The following is a 20,094-nucleotide window of genomic DNA, read 5'->3' as shown; positions in this document are numbered from 1 at the left end:
GCTGCTCTCCCCTAGTCGAGCTCGGCGATCTGGTCCTTCGCCGCCTGCCGCGCGCGCGGGTCGGGATCGGTGGCCATCACTTCCTTATTTACCTCGATCTGCGCGACGTTGAGCGCGCGGTCTTCGGACGAGGGCAAATCGGGTAACACGCCGGTCGCCTGCCAATTGGTGTGCGTCACCGGATTGATCGCCCGGCCGGTCGGCACGAAGATCATGAAGTGCGCGTTGATCCGCCGCGGCTGTCCGGGATGCGCGCCGCCGCCCTGGGTCGGAGTGCCGACGATCGTCGCGCGCCGGTTCGATTTTAGCGCATAGGCGAAGTCCTCGCAGGCCGAGAAGGTCTCCGCCCCGGTCAGCACATAGAGTTTGCGCCTCGATCCATAATTGAGTCCTGCAGCGGCGGGCTGCGTCCAGCGCTGCTCGATACGATTGCCTTCGCGCCACTGGATATCGTTGAGATGCGTCGGCACCTTGAAGAAATAACTCGCCAGCAGCATCACCGTTTCGGGATCGCCGCCGCCGCATTCGCGCAGGTCGATGATTAGCGCCCGGGTATCGCTGAGCACCGCCATCGCCCCGGCGAGCTTCGCCGCCGAAGGACCCGGCCGGCTAAAGGCATGGAGATCAAGATAGCCGATGTTCGACTTGAGCCGCTGCACCGTGCGAACGCCGTAGTTTAGGCGCTTCTGGTTGCTTGCTTCCTCGATCTTTTCCGTGGGGGTTTGGTCCTCGCCCGGCGGCAATTCGGCGATCGGCTTCTCGAAATAGCGCAGCGCGAAATGCGGGTCGCCGGTCTCCTGTTGCAGCACGTCGCTTAGCGACGCCGCCAGTTTCTCGGCGCTGGTGATCGCATCGAAATCGCCCCGCTGGAGCATCTCGCGCAGGTGCTTGGCGATCCCGGGCGCCTTGTCGGCGAAGACATAATAATGCTCGATATCTGCGATCGCGCCCTCGATCACCGCATTCCGCATCGCCGCATCGATCCTCATGTCGGCCTGGAGCGGTGCGAACGGACCCCAACCCATCTCATAGGCGGTAAACCCGGCGATCCCGCCGCCGACACCGAACGTGCCGATCACCACAGCCGAAATCACCAATGCCTTCTTCCACTTGCGCTTCATGCTCATTTGCCTGCCTTTTCCGCCGATTGCCTGCGGCGGGGCTAGGAGCCGAGTGTGGAGGGACTATGGATGCGGGCTAGAGCTCGACGCGATAGCCGACGCCGTACACCGACTGGATGATGTCGGCATCGGGAAGCAACAAAGCGAGCTTGCGGCGCAGATTCTTGATATGGCTGTCGATCGCCCGGTCGGTCACATCGAAATTGTCCACCCCCGCCACGTCGAGCAGGCGCGCGCGCGAATGGATCATGCCCGGCCGCTGCGCCATCGCCGCGAACAGGCGGTATTCGGTCGGGGTGAAATCGAGCAGGCGCGATCCGACGCGGATCGTCTGCTTCTCCGCGTCGATATGGATGCGCGGTGTATCGTCGCGCTCGCCCGAGGTCCTGCGCAGCACCGTCTTGATCCGCGCAACCAGCTCGCGCGGACTGAACGGCTTGCACAGATAGTCGTCGGCGCCGGTCTCCAGCCCGAGCAACCGGTCGATCTCCTCGACCCGCGCCGTCACCATGATGATCGGCACGTCGGATCGTTCGCGAACCGCGCGGCACAGCGCGATGCCGTCGAGTCCGGGGAGCGTCAGGTCGAGCACGATCAAGCGCGGAAGCTGTTGCCGAATGTGGGCCAGCGCCGCCTTGCCGTCCGGCATCACCTGCGCTTCATAGCCGGCCGCGCGCACATATTCGGCGATCAGCGCGGCCAGATCGGGTTCGTCCTCGACGATCAGGATCGTGCCGCTCATGCGGCCACCAGCGTAAGCACGATGCGCACGTGCAGCCCGCCCAGATCGGAGGCGGCGAAGGTGATCCGCCCGCTTTGTGCCTCGACGATGCGCCGCGCCAGCGCCAGCCCGAGACCCGCGCCGCCGTGGCCGCCGGCGCGGGACTGATCGGTGCGGAAGAAGCGCTCGCCGAGCCGGTCCAGCAACGCTTCGGGAACACCCGGCGCCGAATCGTCGATGGTGAACACCAGCGCGCCACCCTCGATCGCGCCGCCGAGGTGAATGCTTCCCCCGGCATCGGTATACCGCACCGCATTCTCGATCAGATTGACCAGCACCTGCCGCATCCGCTCGGCATCGCACAGCACCGTCGAGCGTGGCGGCGCCGCATCGCGCGTGATCGACAGGCCGGCGGCGGCCGCGCGATCCTGGAAACTGTCGGCGACGCCTTCGATCGCCGGCCACAGTGCGACGGGCTGCGTGTCATACCGCAACTCAGCCATGTCCGCCTGTGCGAGAAGATAGAGATCGTCGACGCGCCGGGTCAGCGATCCGACATGGGTCAGCATCAGCCCGAGATTGTCCGGGGTGGCCATGCGAATGCCGTCCTGCAGGCTCTCGATCTGGGCGCGCAGCACGGCAAGCGGCGTGCGCAGTTCGTGCGACGTGTCCGCGACCCACTGCCGCCGCGCCGCTTGGCTGATCTCGAGGCGGGCTGCAAGGTGATTAAAGGTGCCCGCCAGCACGCCCAGTTCGTCGCCGCGGCTGGCGTCCACCCGCATGTCGTAGCGGCCGTCCTCCAGCATCCGCGCCCCCGCCACCAGCTTGGCGATCGGCCGGCGGAAATGCGCTGCCAGCAAGACCGCGAGCGCGAGGGCAAGCACCCCGGCGCCGGTGCCGATGGCGGCGATCCGACCGCCTTGCTGAAGCAGGAATGCCACCGCCAGCGTATCCTCGGCATTGTCCGCACCGGCGACGACGAGATAGCCCACGCGCCGGCCCTCCACCGTCAAGGACATGGATCGCGTATCAATCGAGCCGAACGCGCGCAGGACCGGGCCGGGCGAGACGCCGCTGAGGAGACGGCCGCCTATGTCGACCAGCCCGATCCGGTCGCCGTACGTGCCAATTGTCACCACGGACGTGCCGTTGTCGGCGCTCAGCGTTTGAATCCACAGGGTGCGAAGCCAGCGGCGGCGGTCCTGCGCATCGGACGGCAGGAATGCCCAGTTGCCATGATCTTTGAAGGTGGCTTGCAGTGCGTCGATCAGGCCGCGGCTGTCGGCGTCGATCGCCCGGGATGGCGGCGACTGGTCGCGGAGCAGGCTCCATCGGACGGTGAGAATCGTCGCGCCCCCGAGCGCGCCCAAACAGAGCAAGGTCGCAACGAACAGGCGAGGACCAATCCCGAATTTCACGCTTATCTGCACCCGTTAGGATTGGCTGGCATCGATCGAGGCGCATTGTGCTGATGTTTCGACCCGATAGCCAGCGCCAGGCGATGCGAGCGACTGTAGCGCTGCTGAACCGAATGACAGCTCTCGCCGCTTCAGAGCCGAAAGCGGCCTATCGGCTAGCGGCCCAATTCCGGCCGTTCCTCCCATGCTTGGCGAGATCTGACGAGCACTGACGCGACTGGGCTAGTCCCCCTGGATGTCGTGATGTGAAATTTAGCTCCCGCCCGCGGACACGTGTTCGCGGTCGGAGAGCCAAGTGACCCCGACCAAGCTTCTCATCGGCCAGATCGCCGTCGTGTTCGCGATCGTCATCGGCGGCATCTGGCTGGCAACCCAGTGGGCGGCGGCGCAGCTTGCCTACCAGCCGGAGCTCGGCCCGCCGTGGTTCCACGCGTTCGGCCGCCCCTTCTATCAGCCCTGGGCGCTGTTCGAATGGTGGTATCATTTCGACGCCTATGCACCCGAAGTGTTCGACCGGGCCGGCGGGATCGCGGCAGCGAGCGGCTTTGCCGGCTGTGGGGCGGCGGTTTTCGGCTCGCTCTGGCGTGCGCGTCAGCGCCGCAACATCACCACCTATGGCTCGGCGCGATGGGCCAGTAACGCCGAAATCCGCCGCGCCGGTCTGCTCAATCCCGCCGGTGTCTTCCTCGGCCGGACCGGCGCCGACTATCTTCGTCATGACGGACCCGAGCATGTCATGGCCTTCGCGCCGACCCGCTCGGGCAAGGGCGTGGGGCTTGTCGTGCCGACCTTGCTTGGGTGGACCGGCTCGGCCGTCGTTCACGACATCAAGGGCGAGAACTGGCAGCTGACCGCCGGCTGGCGCGCGCGGTTCTCGCACTGCCTTCTTTTCAATCCGACCGATGCCCGCTCGGCGCGCTACAATCCGCTGCTTGAGGTTCGCCGCGGCGCCGAGGAAGTCCGCGATGTCCAGAACATCGCCGACGTCCTGGTTGACCCGGAGGGAGCGCTGGAGCGTCGCAGCCATTGGGAGAAGACGAGCCACTCGCTCCTGGTCGGGACCATCCTCCATATCCTTTATGCCGAGGAGGAGAAGACCCTCGCGCGCGTCGCCACCTTCCTCTCCGATCCGCAGCGGCCGTTCACCGCGACGCTTCGCCGGATGATGACGACCAATCATCTGGGCACGCCCGACGCGCCGCAGGTCCACCCCGTCGTCGCCTCCGCCGCGCGCGAAGTCCTCAACAAATCCGAGAACGAACGCTCCGGCGTGCTCTCGACGGCAATGTCGTTCCTCGGCCTCTATCGCGATCCGACCGTGGCCGAGGTCACCTGTAGATCCGATTGGCGGATTGCCGATCTGGTCGAGGGCAAGTCGCCGGTCTCGCTGTACCTCGTGGTGCCGCCGTCCGACATCAGCCGCACCAAGCCGCTCGTGCGACTCGTGCTCAATCAGATCGGCCGCCGGCTCACCGAGCATCTCCACGCGCAAAGCCCAGGCGGTCGGCACAGGCTGCTGATGATGCTGGACGAGTTTCCGGCACTCGGCCGGCTGGACTTCTTCGAGACGAGCCTCGCCTTCATGGCCGGGTACGGTGTCCGCGCCTTCCTGATCGCCCAGAGCCTCAACCAGATCGAGAAGGCTTACGGCGACCACAACTCGATCCTCGATAACTGCCATGTTCGCATCGCGTTCGCGACCAATGACGAACGGACGGCCAAACGAATCTCCGATGCGCTTGGAACGGCCACCGAGCAGCGCAGCATGCGCAACTATGCGGGACACCGGCTCGCGCCCTGGCTCGCCCATGTCATGGTCAGCCGCCAGGAGACTGCCCGCGCGCTGCTGACCCCCGGAGAGGTCATGCAGCTGCCGCCGACCGACGAACTCATCCTGATCGCCGGAACCCCACCGATCCGCGCGAAGAAGCTGCGCTATTTCGAGGACGGCAGCTTTACCGCGCGCGTCGTTCCGCCGCCCTTGTTGATGATGGGGGCCTATGCCGACCGTCCCGCCGCGCGCCGCGACGACTGGCAGGGCGTCGTTCGCGGGGTCGATACCAGGCTGAGTGCGGCCGACGAGCAGAACAGCGAACGCAGCAGCGGCGGACTTGAGCAGGCGCGGCATCCAGCGCACGAGGTCGAGAAGCCCGTGGAGCCCGAACCCACGATCGCCGACCCGCTCGGTCTCGGCGACGACGAGGGCGATGCGGCCGGCGACAAGCGGGCGATGGACCAGGCGCGCGCTCTCGGCACTGCCCGGACTGTCTATGCGATCGACGCGGCCGGCGGGCACGCCAACGACCTGCAGCTGGATCTGTGAGGATGGTCGTGAAGGTCCGCCACCAGCTCTTCCTCCCGAAGTCGGTCAGCGACCGGCTTGAAGTGCTCGCCGCGAAGCCGGGCGCGTCCAAGTCCGCGATCCTCGCCGACGCGGTGACCGCCTGGCTGGACCGCCGCGGTCGCTCCGAACTGGAGGACCGGTTCGGGCTGCGGCTTGATCGCTTCACGGCATCGCTCGGCCGGATCGAGCGGGACAATCATGTCCTGCTCGAGACGCTGGCGCTGTTCATTCGGTATGAACTCGCGATCCAGGCGCCCCTGGCCGAGAACGACGCTGCGGGGCGGGCGATCGCCCGGGATCGCTTCGAGGCGTTCGTCGCCCAGGTCGGACGACAGATCGCCGCTGGCCGTCGGACGATCGACGCTCAGGCGGCAGACCGATGAGCGGCGCGGTGACCGCCGACCGCCGCCGGGCGATGCTGCGCACGGCGATGGGGCCGGCGATTGCCGCGGCGATGGCAGACGATCGTGTGATCGAGATCATGGTCAATCCCGACGGCGCGCTTCGCGTCGACATTCTCGGCGAGGGCAGGGTCGATACCGAAATACGGCTCGAGGCCGAACAGATCGAGCGCATCATCCGGCTGGTGGCGAGCCATGCGCGCGCCGAGGTTCATGGCGAAGCTCCGATCGTGTCGGCCGAGCTGCCGCCGCATCTCGAGGGGCGCGCGGGCGAGCGGTTCGAGGGGGTCCTGCCGCCCGTCGCGACCGGGCCGTGCTTCTCGATCCGCAAGCCGGCGACGCGTCTCTACAGCCTCGACGACTATGTGAGCGATGGCCTGATGCACCATGCTGCCGCGGATCGGTTGAAGGCGGCGGTCGTCCAGCGCTTCAACATCCTGATCGCCGGCGGCACCAGCTCGGGGAAGACGACGCTGGCCAATGCGCTTCTCGCCGAAATGGCGTGGATCGACGAGCGGGTGATCCTGATCGAGGACACGCGCGAACTCCAAAGCCCGGCACCGGACACGGTCGCGCTACGCACCCGACCCGGTTTCGTCACCATGGCCGATCTGGTCCGTTCCACGCTCAGGCTGCGCCCGGACCGTATCATCGTCGGCGAAGTTCGCGGGCCTGAGGCGCTCGACATGCTGAAAGCCTGGAACACCGGACACCCCGGCGGCATCGCGACCGTCCATGCCAACAGCGCCGCGTCCGCGCTCTTCCGCATCGAGCAGCTCGTACAGGAAGCCGTCGTCACGGTGCCCCGGCGGCTGATCGCCGAAGCGATCGACCTCGTCGTCTTCATCGCCGGCCGCGGCGTCGATCGCCGCATCGAGACGATCGCCCGCGTCGCCGGCCTCGATCCCGACGGGAATTACGGCCTCATCGACCTCCACAGTCTCGCCAATCCCAAAGGAGAATGAACATGCGCCTCTCACGTACCTCCAACCGCGGAGCAACCTTCCTCGTCGGCGCCGCGCTGGGCCTGGCTCTCACCATCGCCGGCAATGCCGATGCGGCCGGGTCCGGCATGCCGTGGGAGCAGCCGCTTCAGCAGGTGCTCGAGTCCGTCCAGGGACCGGTCGCCAAGATCGTGGCGGTGATGATCATCATCGTGACCGGCCTGACGCTCGCATTCGGCGAGACCGCGGGCGGCTTTCGCAAGCTCATCCAGATCGTCTTCGGCCTGTCGATCGCCTTCGCCGCATCGAGCTTCTTCCTCTCCTTCTTCTCGTTCGGCGGCGGGGCGCTGATCTCGTGACCGGGCATGGCGGCCATATCGAAGGGTTCGAAGCGCCGATCCACGCCAGCCTCGGATCGCCGATCCTGCTGGGCGGCGCGCCGCGGGCGATCGCCATCGTCAACGGCACCGTCGCTGCCGCTGTGGGGCTCGGCCTCCAGCAATGGATCGCCGGCTTCGTGCTCTGGGCGGCGGGGCACAGCCTCGCCGTCTTCGCCGCCCGGCGCGATCCCAATTTTGCGCCGGTGCTGGTTCGCCATCTCCGCCAGAAAGGGCATTTCAGGTGCTGAACCTGTCCGAATACCGCAACCGCGCCGACCGGCTCGCCGATCACCTGCCATGGGCGGCCCTGGTCGCGCCGGGCATCGTGCTGAACAAGGACGGCAGCTTCCAGCGGACGCTCAGGTTCCGCGGCCCCGATCTGGAATCGGCGACCGAAGGCGAACTGCTTTCGGCATGCGCTCGGGCGAACAATGTCCTCAAGCGCTTCGGTACCGGCTGGGCCCTGTTTTTCGAAGCCGAGCGCCGCGAGGCCGTAGCCTATCCGGACAGCGTGTTTCCAGATCCCGCTTCCTGGCTGGTCGATCGGGAAAGGCGCGCGGGGTTTCTTGCCGAGGGCGAGCATTTCGAGAGCATCTACCATCTGACCCTGACCTGGCTGCCGCCGGTGGACAGCGCCGATGCGGCGGGGCGCTCGCTTGTCGACCGGCCAGAGGCCGAGAAGGGAAGGGACTGGCGCGGCAGTCTCGCCGGTTTCGTGGCCGAGACCGACCGCGCACTCGATCTCTTCAGCGGGTTCATGCCGGAGGTGCGCGCGCTCGACGACGCCGAGACGCTGACCTTCCTGCACGGCGCGATTTCGGCGCGCCGCCATCCTGTGCTGCCGCCCGAGACGCCGATCTATCTCGATGCGCTGCTCGCAGACACGCCGCTGGTCGGCGGTCTCGAGCCGATGCTTGGCGACCGACATGTCCGTACCCTGACCATTCTCGGATTTCCGGGCATGAGCCGTCCCGGAATCCTCGACGCGCTCAATCATCAGGATTTCGCGTACCGCTGGGTCACGCGCTTCATCGCGCTCGACAAGAGCGACGCGACCAAGGTGCTGACCAAGCTCCGGCGCCAATGGTTCAACAAGCGCAAGTCGATCACCGCGCTGCTGCGCGAGGTGATCTACAACCAGCCGGTCCAGCTGCTCGACAGCGACGCGGACAACAAGGTCGTCGATGCCGACCTCGCCCTCCAGGCGCTGGGCGGCGATCATGTCGCCTTCGGCTATCTGACCTCGACGATCACCGTGACCGACCCGGACCGCGCGAAGGTCGAGGACAAGGTCCGGCACGTCGAGCGGATCGTCAACGGATTGGGCTTCACGACGATTCGCGAAGGCGTGAACGCGGTCGAGGCGTGGCTGTCGTCGTTGCCCGGGCACGCCTACGCGAATGTACGGCAGCCCTTGGTTCATACCCTGAACCTGGCGCACCTCATGCCGCTATCGAGCGTCTGGGCGGGGCCTGCATGCAATGCGCATCTCGATGGGCCGCCGCTGCTCCATGCCGGCACTGCCGGATCGACGCCGTTCCGCCTGTCTACCCATGTCGGCGATGTCGGGCACATGCTGGTCGTCGGGCCAACCGGCGCGGGCAAGTCGGTGCTGCTCGCCCTGATTGCCCTCCAGTTCCGGCGCTACGTCGGCGCGCAAGTCTTTATCTTCGACAAGGGTTTCTCGGCGCGTGCCGCGGTGCTGGCGATGGGCGGGGCGCACCATGCGCTCGGTCTCGGTGCCGATGCCGGCAGGACGCTGGCCTTCCAGCCACTTCGCCGGATCGATGATGCGACCGAGCGGAGCTGGGCCGCGGAATGGGTGGCGGCACTTCTGGAGCATGAGAAGGTCGCGGTTACGCCGGCCGTCAAGGATGCGCTCTGGTCGGCGCTCGGTAGCCTGGCATCCGCGCCGCCCGAAGAACGGACACTGACCGGCCTGGCGCTCCTGCTGCAATCCAACGTACTGCGGGTCGCGCTCGGCGCCTACACCCTGGACGGCCCATATGGCCGGCTCCTCGATGCGGCCGAGCCGCCCCTCGCATTTGAAGACGTGCAGTGTTTCGAGACCGAGGCGCTGATGGGCCAGGCAGGAGTGGTCGCGCCGGTGCTCACCTATCTCTTCCATCGGCTCGAGGAACGGTTCGATGGACGACCGACGCTGCTCGTGCTCGACGAGGCCTGGATCTTCCTCGATCATCCCCTGTTCGCGGCACGCATCCGCGAGTGGCTGAAGGTGCTTCGCAAGAAGAATGTCGCTGTGCTGTTCGCCACGCAGAGCCTTGCGGACATCGCGTCGAGTTCGATCGCACCCGCGATCATCGAAAGCTGTCCGCAGCGCATCCTCCTACCCAACGATCGCGCGATCGAGCCGCAGGGGCGGGATGCCTATGCGCGCTTCGGTCTCAACGATCGCCAGATCGAACTGATCAGCCGGGCAACGCCGAAGCGGCAATATTACCTCCAGTCCGCCCGCGGCAATCGCCTGTTCGAACTCGGCCTCGGTCCGATCGCGCTCGCGCTTTGTGGTGCCTCCGATCCCGCGACGCAGCAGCGGATCGACGCCTTGCTCGCCGAGCACGGCGCCTCCGAATTTACCCCCGCTTTCCTCAGCAGTGCCGGTCTCGATTGGGCGGCGGCGCTGCTTGCGGATTTCCCCGCCGCCCAGATCCAGGAGTAATTAAATGCGTACCCGCTTCTCCGCCAGGAAGACGCTGACCGCGGCCCTGCTCGGGCTCTGCTCGGCAGGATCGCTCGGCATGGCCTTGTTCACCTGCACGCCCGCGCGGGCGCAGCTCACGGTGTTCGATCCGACCAATTATTCGCAGACGCTGCTGACCGCGGCGCGGTCGCTTCAGCAGATCAACAACCAGATCCAGTCGCTGCAGAACGAAGCGACGATGCTGCTCAACCAGGCGAAGAACCTGGCCCGTATCGATTTTCCCCAGCTTCAGCAGATCACCCAGACCCTGCAGCAGATCGATCGGTTGATGGGGCAGGCGCAGGGCATCGGTTTTCGCATCGACGGGATCGACGAGCAGTATCGCAAGCTGTTCCCCCAGGAATTCGACGCGGCGTTGAACCGCGACGGGCGGGTCGTCGCCGCGAAGGCGCGTCTCGACGCATCAATGGGATCATTCCGCCAGGCAATGAGCATCCAGGCGCAGGTGGTGACCAATGTCCAGGCCGATGCCCTGACGCTCAGCGATCTGGTCGGCAACAGCCAAGGTGCCGAAGGCGCGTTGCAGGTCGGCCAGGCGACCAACCAGCTTCTCGCGCTGAGTGCGAAGCAGCAGTTCCAGATCCAGAACCTGATGGCCGCGCAATACCGCGCACAGGCGACCGAGGAGGCGCGCCGCGCCCAAGCTGAGATCGACGGTCGCGCAGCCACCAGGAAGTTCCTCGGGTCCGGCGCGGCCTACACCCCCCGATAGGCCGCAACCGAACGACGGTGGCGCTGCCTTGCCGCCTCCGTCGCCGCGGGGCGTGGTGGTCAGCTCCCCCCCAAACGCCACGCCTCGCGGCACCCTCTCAAGCGAAGCGAAAGTCGACGCCCGTGAACGACCTCAACGTCATCGACCGCTTCATGCAGGACTTCATCCGCTACATCGACAGCGGGTTCGGCTTGCTGGGGCCGGACGTCGGGTTTCTGACGGCGACGCTGATCGGCATCGACATCACCCTGGCGGGGCTGTTCTGGGCGCTGGGCGGCGATGACAATGTGCTCGGCCGCTTCATCAAGAAGATCCTCTATATCGGCGCGTTCGCGTTCATCCTGAACAGCTTCTCGACGCTTGCCGACATCATCTTCCGTTCCTTCGCTCAGGCAGGACTGACCGCGGGCGGGGGCACCTTGTCGGCGGCCGACCTGCTCAAGCCCGGGCGCCTCGCTGGAACCGGGTTCTCCGCCGCATGGCCGCTGCTCGAGCAGGTTTCGGAACTGATGGGCTTCGTCAGCTTCTTCGAGAATTTCCTGACGATCGCGGTGCTGCTGTTCGCCTGGGCGATCGTGATCCTGACCTTCTTCATCCTCGCGGTGCAGATGTTCGTGACGATCATCGAGTTCAAGCTGACGTCGCTTGCCGGGTTCATCCTCGTGCCGTTCGCACTGTGGAACCGGACCAGCTTCCTCGCCGAGCGCGTGCTCGGGAACGTCGTGTCCTCCGGCATCAAGGTCATGGTGCTCGCCGTCATCGTCGGCATCGGCTCCAATTTCTTCGCCGACTTCACCAGCGCGCTCGAGGGCCAGGAACCAGATATCGGCCAGGCCCTCAGCTTGATGCTCGCATCGCTGACCCTGTTCGGGCTTGGTATCTTCGGCCCCGGCATTGCTTCCGGGCTCGTCTCGGGCGCACCCCAACTCGGGGCGGGCGCAGCGCTCGGGACGGTCGCCGGGGCAGCCGGCGTCACGATGCTTGCGGGCGGTGCGGCCATGGGAACGGCGCGCGCGATCGGTGGCGGCGCGCTCGGCGCCATCCGTGCCGGCACGTCGATGGGGTCGGCTGCATCCACTGCGTACACGCTCGGCAAGGAGACTGCCGCGACCCCCACCGTCGGCGCGGGACTCGGCGGCGTCGCCCAGGCTGCCGGCAATGCGATGCGTGATCGCGCTTCCAGCGCGCTCGGTCTCGGCGAGGCCGCGAGCAGCGGGCGAACCGCCGCCTGGAACGCCCTCAATCGCTCTGGCCAAGGCGGCTCGGCCCCGCAGGGACAGGAAGGTGACGGCGCGCCGGCCTGGGCGAAGGCGATGCGCGCCGAGCAGACCGGCCGTCATCACCGTCAGGTCGCTGCCCACGCGCTCCAGCAGGGCGATCGCGGCGGCGCTTCCGCCACCCCCGACATCAAGGAAAGGGACGAATGATGATCTTCAAGCGAAGCGTCCAGCGCTACGGGCGTACCCCCGAGCCGGAAACGCCCTACCAACGGGCCGGTCAGCAATGGGACGAGCGGATCGGCTCTGCGCGCGTCCAGGCGCGCAACTGGCGGCTCATGGCATTCGGCTGTTTCGGCCTGGCTTGCAGCCTGTCGGGCGGGCTGATCTGGCAATCGATGCAGAGCCGAGTGACACCCTATGTGGTCGAGGTCGACCAGCTGGGCGAGGCGAGGGCGGTGACCCCGGCCGAAGCTGCCTTCGAACCGTCCGATCCGCAGATTGCCTGGCACCTCTCCCGGTTCATCACCGACATTCGCTCGATCTCGCTGGACCCCGTGCTGATGCGGCGCGGATGGCTCGAGGCCTATGACTTCGCGACCAGGCGCGGCGCGCAGTTCCTCGGCGATTATGCGCGCGCCGCAAATCCCTTTGCGCGCATCGGCGAGCGGACCGTGTCGGTGCAGGTGACCAGCGTCGTTCGAGCCTCGGAACGGTCGTTCCAGGTAAAATGGACTGAGACCGCCTTCGAGCGTGGGTCGCAGGTCGGCGCCTCTCGCTGGACGGCGATCGTCACTGTCGTGCGCAAGCTCCCCGCTTCCGCGGACACGCTGCGCAAGAATCCGTTGGGGATCTATGTCGACGCGATCGACTGGAGTCGCGAGCTGGAGCCGACGACACCTGCCGCCGCCCGGCCAGCCGTCGCGGCGCCCGCGAACCTGCCGCTGGGCTCACCCCTAGATCCCAGCCTCGCGAACACCTCACAGTCCCCAACGGAGATCCAGCCATGAAGCTCTTCATTGCAGCGTCGATGGTCGCGCTGTGCATCGTCACCGCGAGCGCCCAAACATCAACGCCGTCTAGACCCGTCGCGTCGATCGCTTCGCCCCAGAAAGTTGTAGCCGGCCCGCGTCACCAGAGCGCTCGCCACCGCAAGCCGAGGGTTGCTCCCGCGGTCGCACGCGTAGCCGCTGCGAACCGCGACGCAACTCGCGCGCCGGCGTCGGAAGGGTTCATCAACGCGGCTCAGATCTATCCTTTCAGCGAGGGCGCGATCTACCAGGTGTTCACCACACCGGGCGTCGTCACCGACATCGCCCTGCAGCCGGGCGAGAATCTGGTGGCGGTGGCCGCGGGCGACACCGTCCGCTGGGTCATCGGCGATACCAGCAGCGGAAGCGGCCCGGACAAGCGAACCCACGTGCTCGTCAAGCCATTCGCATCTGGCCTTGCCACCAATCTCGTCATCACCACCGACCGGCGCAGCTATCATCTCCAGCTCAACGCGACCGCCCGGACCGCTTTGGCCGCCTTGTCCTGGAGCTATCCCGCCGATGCCCTGATCGCGGTGCGCCGCGCCGCCGCCGCAGCCGAGGTTGCCGCCCCCGTGGCGCAGGGCCTGACGGTGGAGAATCTCCGGTTCAACTATGCCGTCAGCGGGGACCACCCCGCTTGGAAACCGGTCCGGGCGTTCGACGACGGCCGCCAGACCTTTGTCGAGTTTCCGGAGACGCTGACAGTGGGTGAGGCGCCGCCGCTGTTCGTCATCGGCATCACGGGCGAAGCCGAACTCGTCAATTATCGCGTGCGCGGCCGCTTCTATGTCGTCGACCGCATCTTCGACAATGCCGAGCTCCGGCTCGGCACGAAGAAGCAGCAGGTCGTGCGCATCAGCCGCGTTGCCGAGCCCGCTCCGCGCAAGGGGAAGAAGTCGTGACCGAAGTGGTCTCTGCCCCGCTGCCCAAGGTCGATCCAGAAACACTGGTGATCCGGGCGAAGCCGCAACGCGCCATCCGCTTCCGGCGCGGTGTCATCATAGGCATCGCCGCTCTGGGATCGGTGAGCCTGGTGACGGTCGCCTGGGTCGCGCTGAAGCCGCAGGTGTTCCGGCATGCCGCCAGCCAGGAGGACCTGTCGCAGCCGAGCACCCGGCCAGCAGCCGAAGCGCTGAGCGGCGTTCCCGCAAGCTATGGCGATGCCCCGAGACTCGGCCCGCCGCTTCCGGGCGATCTCGGCAGGCCGATCCTCGAACATCAGCGTGCGATGGCGGTCGAGACTAGACCAAGTGGCCCGGATGCCGGTGTCCAGGCCGAACAGGCTGAGCGATCTCGACGAGTTGCCGAACGTAAGGCTGCGCTGGAATCGGCCGTCATCGTCTCAAGCAAAGTCGGCACCGCAATCACGACCGAGGGGCAATCGCCGATGCAAACGCCACCGGCGACGGGCGTGGCCGCGCCCGCATCCGATGCGGGAAAGATTGCGATCGATCCGGCTCGTGATCCGAACGCTCAGCAACGCAAGAGCGACTTCATGGGCGTGCTTGACCCGCGCGCGGACATCAACCCGCATCGGCTCGAAGGCGCCCCCTCGCCCTATGTGCTTTCCGCCGGGAGCGTCATTGCTGCCAGTCTCATCACCGGCCTTCGCTCTGACTTGCCTGGGCTGGTAACCGCGCAGGTGACCGAGCGTGTCTATGACAGCCCGACCGGCCGCCTCCTTCTGATCCCACAGGGTGCCCGTCTCGTCGGGAGCTACGATAGCGTCGTCGCATTCGGCCAAAAGCGGGCGTTGGTCGTCTGGCAGCGCATCATGCTTCCGGATGGAAGCTCGCTTCGGATCGACAATGTCCCCGCGACCGATCCATCGGGGTATGCTGGACTGCAAGACAGGGTGGATTTCCATACCTGGACCCTGCTCAAGGGCGTGGTGCTCTCGACGCTGTTGGGTGTCGGGTCGGAGATGGCGTTCACCGGTGACGGCGATCTCGTCCAGGCACTGCGACGTTCGACCCAGGACAACGTCTCGCGCGCAGGTGACCAGATCACCCAACGCAACCTCAATATCCAGCCGACAATCACGATCCGCCCAGGAGCCATGATACGCCTTGTAGTTCACAAGGATCTGATCCTCGCGCCGTGGCGCGAATAGGAGGGCCCGGTGGCTGAGCTGAAACTAGGCAAACTACCTGATCGCACACCGGTCAGGCTGGCTATCTCCCTCACACCGGAACTCCATCAGGCATTGACGGAGTACGCGGCGCTGTACGCTGAGGCCTACGGCAAGGAGGAGGCGGTGTCCGAACTTGCACCGGCGATGCTGGCTGCATTCCTGGAGGGTGATCGCGAATTCAACAAGCGTAGGCGGACTCCTCCGGCACCAGGCTGATATCATGAAACACCAGCGATCATGTCGGAATCGGATGGACGCGATCCCCGCGGACCATGCGGCGCGTCCGCTGTCTGGCTCGGTGCGTCGGTACTCGCGGGAGCTTGTCGAAGAGACGATCAGGGTCTGGCAGCCTTACTATGATGCGCCTCTGACCGAGGCGGACGCCCGGGAGATTATCAGCAACATGACGACATTTGCAGCCGTGCTGCTGGATCTCAGTCCTCCGGATCGTGTTCCGGCTGGATCATTGTCCAATTCGGATGCGTCTCGCTCTTGACGGGTTGCTATCGGAGGATCGGTCGTCAGACTGGTGTTAGTCAGCTGGTTCTTCTGTGATGCGCGGCTGACGAAATGTCAGCGAGAGAGCGTATATGAACAGGCCTAGATCGGATCGTCGCCAGCCCGCGCGAAAGTCACAACGTGCGGTTCTTTATGCACGGGTATCGTCCAAGGAGCAGGAACGAGAGGGCTTTTCGATCGATTCTCAGGTCAAGCTCCTCAAGGCCTACGCGGAGGACGCCGGCCTTCAGATCGTCCGCGAATATATCGACATCGAAACTGCCAAGACCAGCGGCAGGACTCACTTCGGCGAGATGGTCGCCTACCTGCGAAGCCATCCCGCCGTGGACACGGTCTTGGTCGAGAAAACCGATCGGCTGTACCGAAACCTGCGGGACTGGGTGACTGTCGACGAGCTCGATCTCAGCATCCACTTTGTGAAGGAGAATATCGTTCTCGCTCCGGACTCGCGATCCTCGGAGAAGTTTCTGCACGGCATCAAGGTGCTGATGGCGAAGAACTATATCGACAATCTCTCCGAAGAGGTCCGCAAGGGTATGCTGGAGAAGGCGGAGCAGGGGATTTGGCCCTCGGCCGCACCCACCGGTTATCGCAATGTCATCGGGCCGAACGGCAAGCGCGTCATTGAGGTTGATCCGGATAGCGGCGCCCACGTGACGCGCCTCTTCGAATGGTACTCGACGGGCATGTATTCGCTTAAGCAGGCGGCGGCCCGCGCACGTTCCGAAGGCATGACGTTCAGGGGTAGCGTAAAGCCGATCAGCTTGAGCAGCGTTCACAAAATCCTTCGTTCGCGCATCTATACCGGCGAGTTCGAGTGGATCGGCAAACGCTATCAGGGCTCACACGAACCGCTGGTTTCGGTCGAAACCTGGGAGCGAGTCCAGGGCGTGCTCGATGGTCGTCACACCGCTCGTGTCCGAGGCGTCGAGAAGGACTTCCTGTTCACAGGTATGATCGCTTGCGGGCATTGCGGTTGCGCGTTGGTGGGGGACATCAAGAAGGAGAAATATGTCTATTACCGTTGCAGTCACGCGAAGGTGAAATGTGCCGAGCCCTATGTGCGCGAGGAGGTGTTGCTCGAGCAGTTCGGCGAGATGCTCGACCGCATCTCCATCTCCAGCGAGATGTTCCAGTGGCTGACCCACGCACTTCGAGAGAGCCTGTCGGTGATGCAGAAAGACCACGACGCTGCGGTCACGCGGCTTCAGAAGGAGCGTGAGAGGCTGCGGGATCGCATGAAGCAGATCTACATTGATAACATCGATGACAAGATCGACGATTCGATCTTCAACGCGCTAACGGCGCAATTTCGGGAGCAGGAGCGCCGAGTATCGCGCGAACTGGAACTCTGCCACGATGCTGATCTCAGTCATATGGATGACGGCATCGCTCTTCTGACGATCGCCCGCGATTCGAAGCGTCGGTTCTTGGATGCCGAACTACCGGTCAAAAAACACGTGCTTTCCGTGGTACTTTCGAACTGTTCGTTTCGGGATCGAAAGCTTTCCGCCGCGTACCGTAAGCCCTTTGATATCCTTATGGAAAACCTCCCCCAGGCGAGACGGGACGGAAGGGCTCAGAAGGGCAAAAACTGCGAAAGTGCGAAATGGCAGGGGAGCTCGGACTCGAACCGAGGGCCTTCGGTTTTGGAGACCGACGCTCTAACCAACTGAGCTACACCCCTGTGCGGATGCGGGCTTTAGCGTGACGTTGGGCGGGGGGCAAGCGCTCAGGCGGCCGCTGACGCGCCCCAGTCGCGATCGGCAACCGCGCGCGCTTCCTCGACCGGCAGCGGGCGTCCGAAATAATAACCCTGGACCCTGGTGCAGCCGAGATCCTGCACCATGCGGTGTTCCTGTTCGGTCTCGACGCCTTCCGCGGTGGTTGCCATGCCCAGGCTTTGCGCGAGCGCGACGACGGCACGGATGATCGCGATCGCCTCGGGCACTTTCCGCGAGGCGCCCTGCACGAAGCTGCGGTCGATCTTGATCGAGGAGAATTTGGTGCGGCTGAGATAGCCGAGCGAGGAATAGCCCGTCCCGAAATCGTCGAGGCTGAGCCGCACGCCCAGATCCATGATGCGTTCCAGCACCTTGGTCGCGCCAGTGCCCTCGCGCATGAACACGCTTTCGGTCACCTCCAGCTCGAGCCGTTCCGGCGTCAGGCCGCTATTGGCCAGCGCCGAGGCGACGATCGAGACGAAGGCGGGGTTGTGGAGCTGGTCGGGCGAGACGTTCACCGCCACGCGCACCGGCGATTTCCAGCGCGCTGCTTCCTCGCAGGCGGTGCGCAGCACCCACTCGCCGATCGGGGCGATCAGCCGGGCGTCTTCAGCGAGCGGGATGAACTTCACGGGCGAGACCGTGCCGAACTGCGGATGAGTCCAGCGCAACAGAGCCTCGAATCCGGTCAGCGCGCCCGTTATGGCATCGACCACCGGCTGGTAGTTCAGGTGCATCTCGTCATTCTGCACGGCCTTGCGCAGTGCCACTTCGAGGACCCGGCGTTCCTCCGCCTCGACATGCAGTTGCGGCTCGTAGATGCGCACGACTCCGCCGCCGGCATCCTTGGAGCGGTACAGCGCGAGGTCGGCGGAACGGATCAGCATTTCGGCGTTGCGACCATCGCGCGGACCGGTCGCCACACCAACGCTGGCGCCCGTGTACAGCGTATGCTGGTCGAGCTCATAGGGGCGCGACAATACTTCGATGATGGTGTGGGCCAGCTGCTCGATGCGGGCCGAATCGCCGGCGTCGCGCACGACGACGGCGAATTCGTCGCCACCCAGGCGCCCGACCACCTCGTTGTCGGTCATCAACTGGCTCAGCCGTTCGGAGACCCGGCCGAGCAGGCGGTCGCCGATCGGATGGCCGAGTGTGTCGTTGACGGCCTTGAAGCGATCGAGATCGATCATCATGAAGGCGCAGCGGCTGCCCCATTTCTCCGCATCGGCCAGGGCGTGGACGAGAGCCTCGTTGACCAGCAGGCGATTGGGCAGGCCGGTCAGCGTGTCGAAACGCGCCATGCGGTTGATCTTGTCGGCCGAGGCGCGCTGCTCGGTGACGTCGGAGCCGACGCCGCGGAAGCCGATAAAGGCGCCGTGATCGTCCAGCCGGGGATTGGCGGCGATCTCCCACCAGCGTTCCTCGCCATTGACCTCGACCGGCAGCAGCAGGTCGCGGAAGCTTTCGCGACCCTTCAGCTTCGCTGCCAGCGTGCGCAGGCCGGCGGAGAAATTGCCGGACTCCCAGGCGGAGCCGGCCAGCACCTGGAGGAACGGCATCCCGTTGACCGAGAGGGGATCAAGCCCGACCGAATGCGCGAAGCGGGGCGAGGCGCGGACGATGCGGCGATTGGCATCGGTCTCCCATAGCCAGTCGGCGCTATGCTCGGCGAACTCGCGGAGCAGCAGGCTGACGGTCTCGTCGCGCTCGGCCAGCGCGATCTCGCCCGCGCGGATCACGACCAGCGCCTTGCCGCGCCCGAAACAAACCAGCATCAGCAGCACGGTAAAGACGATCGCGGTCGAGGCGAACAGCGATCCGCCGACGAAATAGAGCATCACCGCGACGGCGGCGCCCAGGATGCCGAGGAAGCTGAGCGTCGCCATGGGCAGGGCCGCCATGGCCACGGCCGATGCCGTCATCAGCAGCGCGACGACGATCCACAGGCCGAAGGCGGTCGTCGGGTCAGCGCTGATGCCGAAGACCAAAGGCGGCACTGACCAGACCGTGGCCAGCGCGATCCCTTCGATCACGGTATGGCGGACGTCGCGCAACGTCGCGGTCTGCGCGGTGCGATGACGGAAGGAAAGGCGGCGGAACGTGATGGTCACGGCGACCGTCGCCACCGCGGCGCCCCAGCTCGCCAGCGCCCAGAGCGGCGCGATCGGCTGGAGCACCATGGCGACCAGCATCGCGCCGACCACATTGGCCGCCAGCAGGAACAGGGCGAGCTTGCTGCCCGCATTGACCTGGGCGGCACGAATCGGCGCCCAATCAGTGGTGTCGGCCGGGTCGTACAGGCCGAGCAGCGCGCGGCCATCGATACGCGGGCGGGCGAATTGGGAGGCGGGACGAGTGCTCACGCCGCTATCGCTACACCAGCGTTGGTTAGCGGATGGTTAGGCGAGGAACCGATTCGGAGGTTTTATTTTCGTACGATGTCGTGTCCATATGCGGGCCACTGCCGCAACACCTGCCGAAGGGCGGTCACGATTACTTCTCCAGGTCCGGCGTACGGTTCTAGCGCGGGCATAGCGGGACTGTGTTGCACAATTGTAACACGGTGGCTGGAAAGCTCCGCACCGGACCTTATCCAATTTACAAAAATTGCTCTGCAAGACACGTAGGCTCCATCGGGCGTCCAAAGCGCCCGGCTCGGCTCATTCGGCCGATGCACATAACCATAAATATCGGGGGCTT

General features: G+C 65.5%; 17 protein-coding genes, 1 tRNA gene and 1 pseudogene. 14 read left to right on the top strand and 5 right to left on the bottom strand.

Annotation, left to right across the window (positions count from 1 at the left end; all coding sequences use genetic code 11):
- Nucleotides 1-11 precede the first annotated feature (11 nt).
- The 3 genes from ACZ1I5_RS12500 to ACZ1I5_RS12490 all read right to left on the bottom strand — a co-directional run bounded on the left by ACZ1I5_RS12500 (nt 12) and on the right by ACZ1I5_RS12490 (nt 3,212).
- Nucleotides 12-1,121 carry a S41 family peptidase gene (locus ACZ1I5_RS12500; protein WP_465169573.1) on the bottom strand — a complete coding sequence of 370 codons (1,110 nt, stop codon included), beginning with the start codon at nt 1,119-1,121 and terminating at the stop codon, nt 12-14.
- Nucleotides 1,122-1,197: 76 nt separating this feature from the next.
- The gene (locus tag ACZ1I5_RS12495; RefSeq protein ID WP_465169572.1) at nt 1,198-1,863 is read right to left on the bottom strand and encodes a response regulator; all 666 of its coding nucleotides are present in this window, start codon (nt 1,861-1,863) and stop codon (nt 1,198-1,200) included.
- Nucleotides 1,860-3,212: an ATP-binding protein gene (locus ACZ1I5_RS12490; protein WP_465169571.1), complete on the bottom strand. Its 1,353-nt coding sequence runs from the start codon at nt 3,210-3,212 to the stop codon at nt 1,860-1,862. The genes ACZ1I5_RS12495 and ACZ1I5_RS12490 overlap by 4 nt, the downstream gene beginning before the upstream one ends.
- A 343-nt stretch (nt 3,213-3,555) precedes the next feature.
- On the opposite strand from ACZ1I5_RS12490, the gene ACZ1I5_RS12485 reads away from it, so the two are divergent.
- From ACZ1I5_RS12485 to ACZ1I5_RS12420, 14 genes and pseudogenes are all read left to right on the top strand, one after another.
- A complete protein-coding gene (locus ACZ1I5_RS12485) occupies nt 3,556-5,583 on the top strand; it encodes a conjugal transfer protein TraG (RefSeq protein WP_465169570.1) in 2,028 nt (675 codons plus the stop codon).
- A gap of 2 nt (nt 5,584-5,585) precedes the next feature.
- A complete protein-coding gene (locus tag ACZ1I5_RS12480; protein ID WP_465169569.1) occupies nt 5,586-5,987 on the top strand; it encodes a CopG family transcriptional regulator in 402 nt (133 codons plus the stop codon).
- Nucleotides 5,984-6,970 (top strand): P-type conjugative transfer ATPase TrbB, encoded by a 987-nt coding sequence (gene trbB, locus ACZ1I5_RS12475; RefSeq protein ID WP_465169568.1) that lies wholly within the window; start codon nt 5,984-5,986, stop codon nt 6,968-6,970. The genes ACZ1I5_RS12480 and trbB overlap by 4 nt, the downstream gene beginning before the upstream one ends.
- Complete coding sequence (locus ACZ1I5_RS12470) at nt 6,967-7,308, top strand: TrbC/VirB2 family type IV secretion system protein (RefSeq protein ID WP_465169567.1); 342 nt, start codon at nt 6,967-6,969, stop codon at nt 7,306-7,308. Before trbB ends, ACZ1I5_RS12470 begins: the two co-directional genes overlap by 4 nt.
- Nucleotides 7,305-7,577, top strand: a complete 273-nt coding sequence (locus ACZ1I5_RS12465; protein WP_465169566.1) for a VirB3 family type IV secretion system protein — start codon at nt 7,305-7,307, stop codon at nt 7,575-7,577. Before ACZ1I5_RS12470 ends, ACZ1I5_RS12465 begins: the two co-directional genes overlap by 4 nt.
- Complete coding sequence (gene trbE, locus ACZ1I5_RS12460; RefSeq protein ID WP_465169565.1) at nt 7,571-10,009, top strand: conjugal transfer protein TrbE; 2,439 nt, start codon at nt 7,571-7,573, stop codon at nt 10,007-10,009. The genes ACZ1I5_RS12465 and trbE overlap by 7 nt, the downstream gene beginning before the upstream one ends.
- Before the next feature lie 4 nt (nt 10,010-10,013).
- Nucleotides 10,014-10,763 carry a P-type conjugative transfer protein TrbJ gene (trbJ, locus tag ACZ1I5_RS12455; protein WP_465169564.1) on the top strand — a complete coding sequence of 250 codons (750 nt, stop codon included), beginning with the start codon at nt 10,014-10,016 and terminating at the stop codon, nt 10,761-10,763.
- Between the two features lie 122 nt (nt 10,764-10,885).
- Nucleotides 10,886-12,190 (top strand): P-type conjugative transfer protein TrbL, encoded by a 1,305-nt coding sequence (gene trbL / locus ACZ1I5_RS12450; protein WP_465169563.1) that lies wholly within the window; start codon nt 10,886-10,888, stop codon nt 12,188-12,190.
- A complete protein-coding gene (trbF, locus tag ACZ1I5_RS12445) occupies nt 12,190-12,990 on the top strand; it encodes a conjugal transfer protein TrbF (RefSeq protein ID WP_465173960.1) in 801 nt (266 codons plus the stop codon). Before trbL ends, trbF begins: the two co-directional genes overlap by 1 nt.
- Entirely contained in the window at nt 12,987-13,916 is a 930-nt protein-coding gene (trbG, locus tag ACZ1I5_RS12440) for a P-type conjugative transfer protein TrbG (RefSeq protein ID WP_465169562.1), read from the top strand. Before trbF ends, trbG begins: the two co-directional genes overlap by 4 nt.
- The gene (locus ACZ1I5_RS12435; RefSeq protein ID WP_465169561.1) at nt 13,913-15,127 is read left to right on the top strand and encodes a TraB/TrbI/VirB10 family type IV secretion system protein; all 1,215 of its coding nucleotides are present in this window, start codon (nt 13,913-13,915) and stop codon (nt 15,125-15,127) included. The genes trbG and ACZ1I5_RS12435 overlap by 4 nt, the downstream gene beginning before the upstream one ends.
- Nucleotides 15,128-15,136: 9 nt before the next feature.
- On the top strand, nt 15,137-15,364 hold the full coding sequence (locus tag ACZ1I5_RS12430; RefSeq protein ID WP_465169560.1) for a DUF2274 domain-containing protein: 228 nt from the start codon (nt 15,137-15,139) through the stop codon (nt 15,362-15,364).
- 34 nt (nt 15,365-15,398) lie between these two features.
- Nucleotides 15,399-15,644 carry a hypothetical protein gene (locus ACZ1I5_RS12425; RefSeq protein WP_465169559.1) on the top strand — a complete coding sequence of 82 codons (246 nt, stop codon included), beginning with the start codon at nt 15,399-15,401 and terminating at the stop codon, nt 15,642-15,644.
- Between the two features lie 94 nt (nt 15,645-15,738).
- Nucleotides 15,739-16,710 (top strand): annotated as a pseudogene (locus ACZ1I5_RS12420) (recombinase family protein); the annotation flags it as partial.
- Nucleotides 16,711-17,277: 567 nt separating this feature from the next.
- On the opposite strand, the gene ACZ1I5_RS12415 reads toward ACZ1I5_RS12420, so the two are convergent.
- Nucleotides 17,278-17,354, bottom strand: a tRNA-Trp gene (locus ACZ1I5_RS12415).
- Nucleotides 17,355-17,399: 45 nt separating this feature from the next.
- Nucleotides 17,400-19,757 (bottom strand): putative bifunctional diguanylate cyclase/phosphodiesterase, encoded by a 2,358-nt coding sequence (locus tag ACZ1I5_RS12410; RefSeq protein WP_465169558.1) that lies wholly within the window; start codon nt 19,755-19,757, stop codon nt 17,400-17,402.
- Between the last annotated feature and the right edge of the window lie 337 nt (nt 19,758-20,094).

The sequence above is a fragment of the Sphingomonas sp. BL-S-30 genome (assembly GCF_055521475.1).
This window is presented reverse-complemented; position numbering and strand designations above follow the sequence as displayed.

Excerpts from the sequence above, each read along its gene's own strand:
- ACZ1I5_RS12500 (WP_465169573.1), bottom strand. The coding sequence starts at position 1,121 with ATGAAGCGCAAGTGGAAGAAGGCATTGGTGATTTCGGCTGTGGTGATC.
- ACZ1I5_RS12495 (WP_465169572.1), bottom strand. The coding sequence starts at position 1,863 with ATGAGCGGCACGATCCTGATCGTCGAGGACGAACCCGATCTGGCCGCG.
- ACZ1I5_RS12480 (WP_465169569.1), top strand. The coding sequence starts at position 5,586 with ATGGTCGTGAAGGTCCGCCACCAGCTCTTCCTCCCGAAGTCGGTCAGC.
- trbB (WP_465169568.1), top strand. The coding sequence starts at position 5,984 with ATGAGCGGCGCGGTGACCGCCGACCGCCGCCGGGCGATGCTGCGCACG.
- ACZ1I5_RS12470 (WP_465169567.1), top strand. The coding sequence starts at position 6,967 with ATGAACATGCGCCTCTCACGTACCTCCAACCGCGGAGCAACCTTCCTC.
- trbJ (WP_465169564.1), top strand. The coding sequence starts at position 10,014 with ATGCGTACCCGCTTCTCCGCCAGGAAGACGCTGACCGCGGCCCTGCTC.
- trbF (WP_465173960.1), top strand. The coding sequence starts at position 12,190 with ATGATCTTCAAGCGAAGCGTCCAGCGCTACGGGCGTACCCCCGAGCCG.
- trbG (WP_465169562.1), top strand. The coding sequence starts at position 12,987 with ATGAAGCTCTTCATTGCAGCGTCGATGGTCGCGCTGTGCATCGTCACC.
- ACZ1I5_RS12425 (WP_465169559.1), top strand. The coding sequence starts at position 15,399 with ATGGACGCGATCCCCGCGGACCATGCGGCGCGTCCGCTGTCTGGCTCG.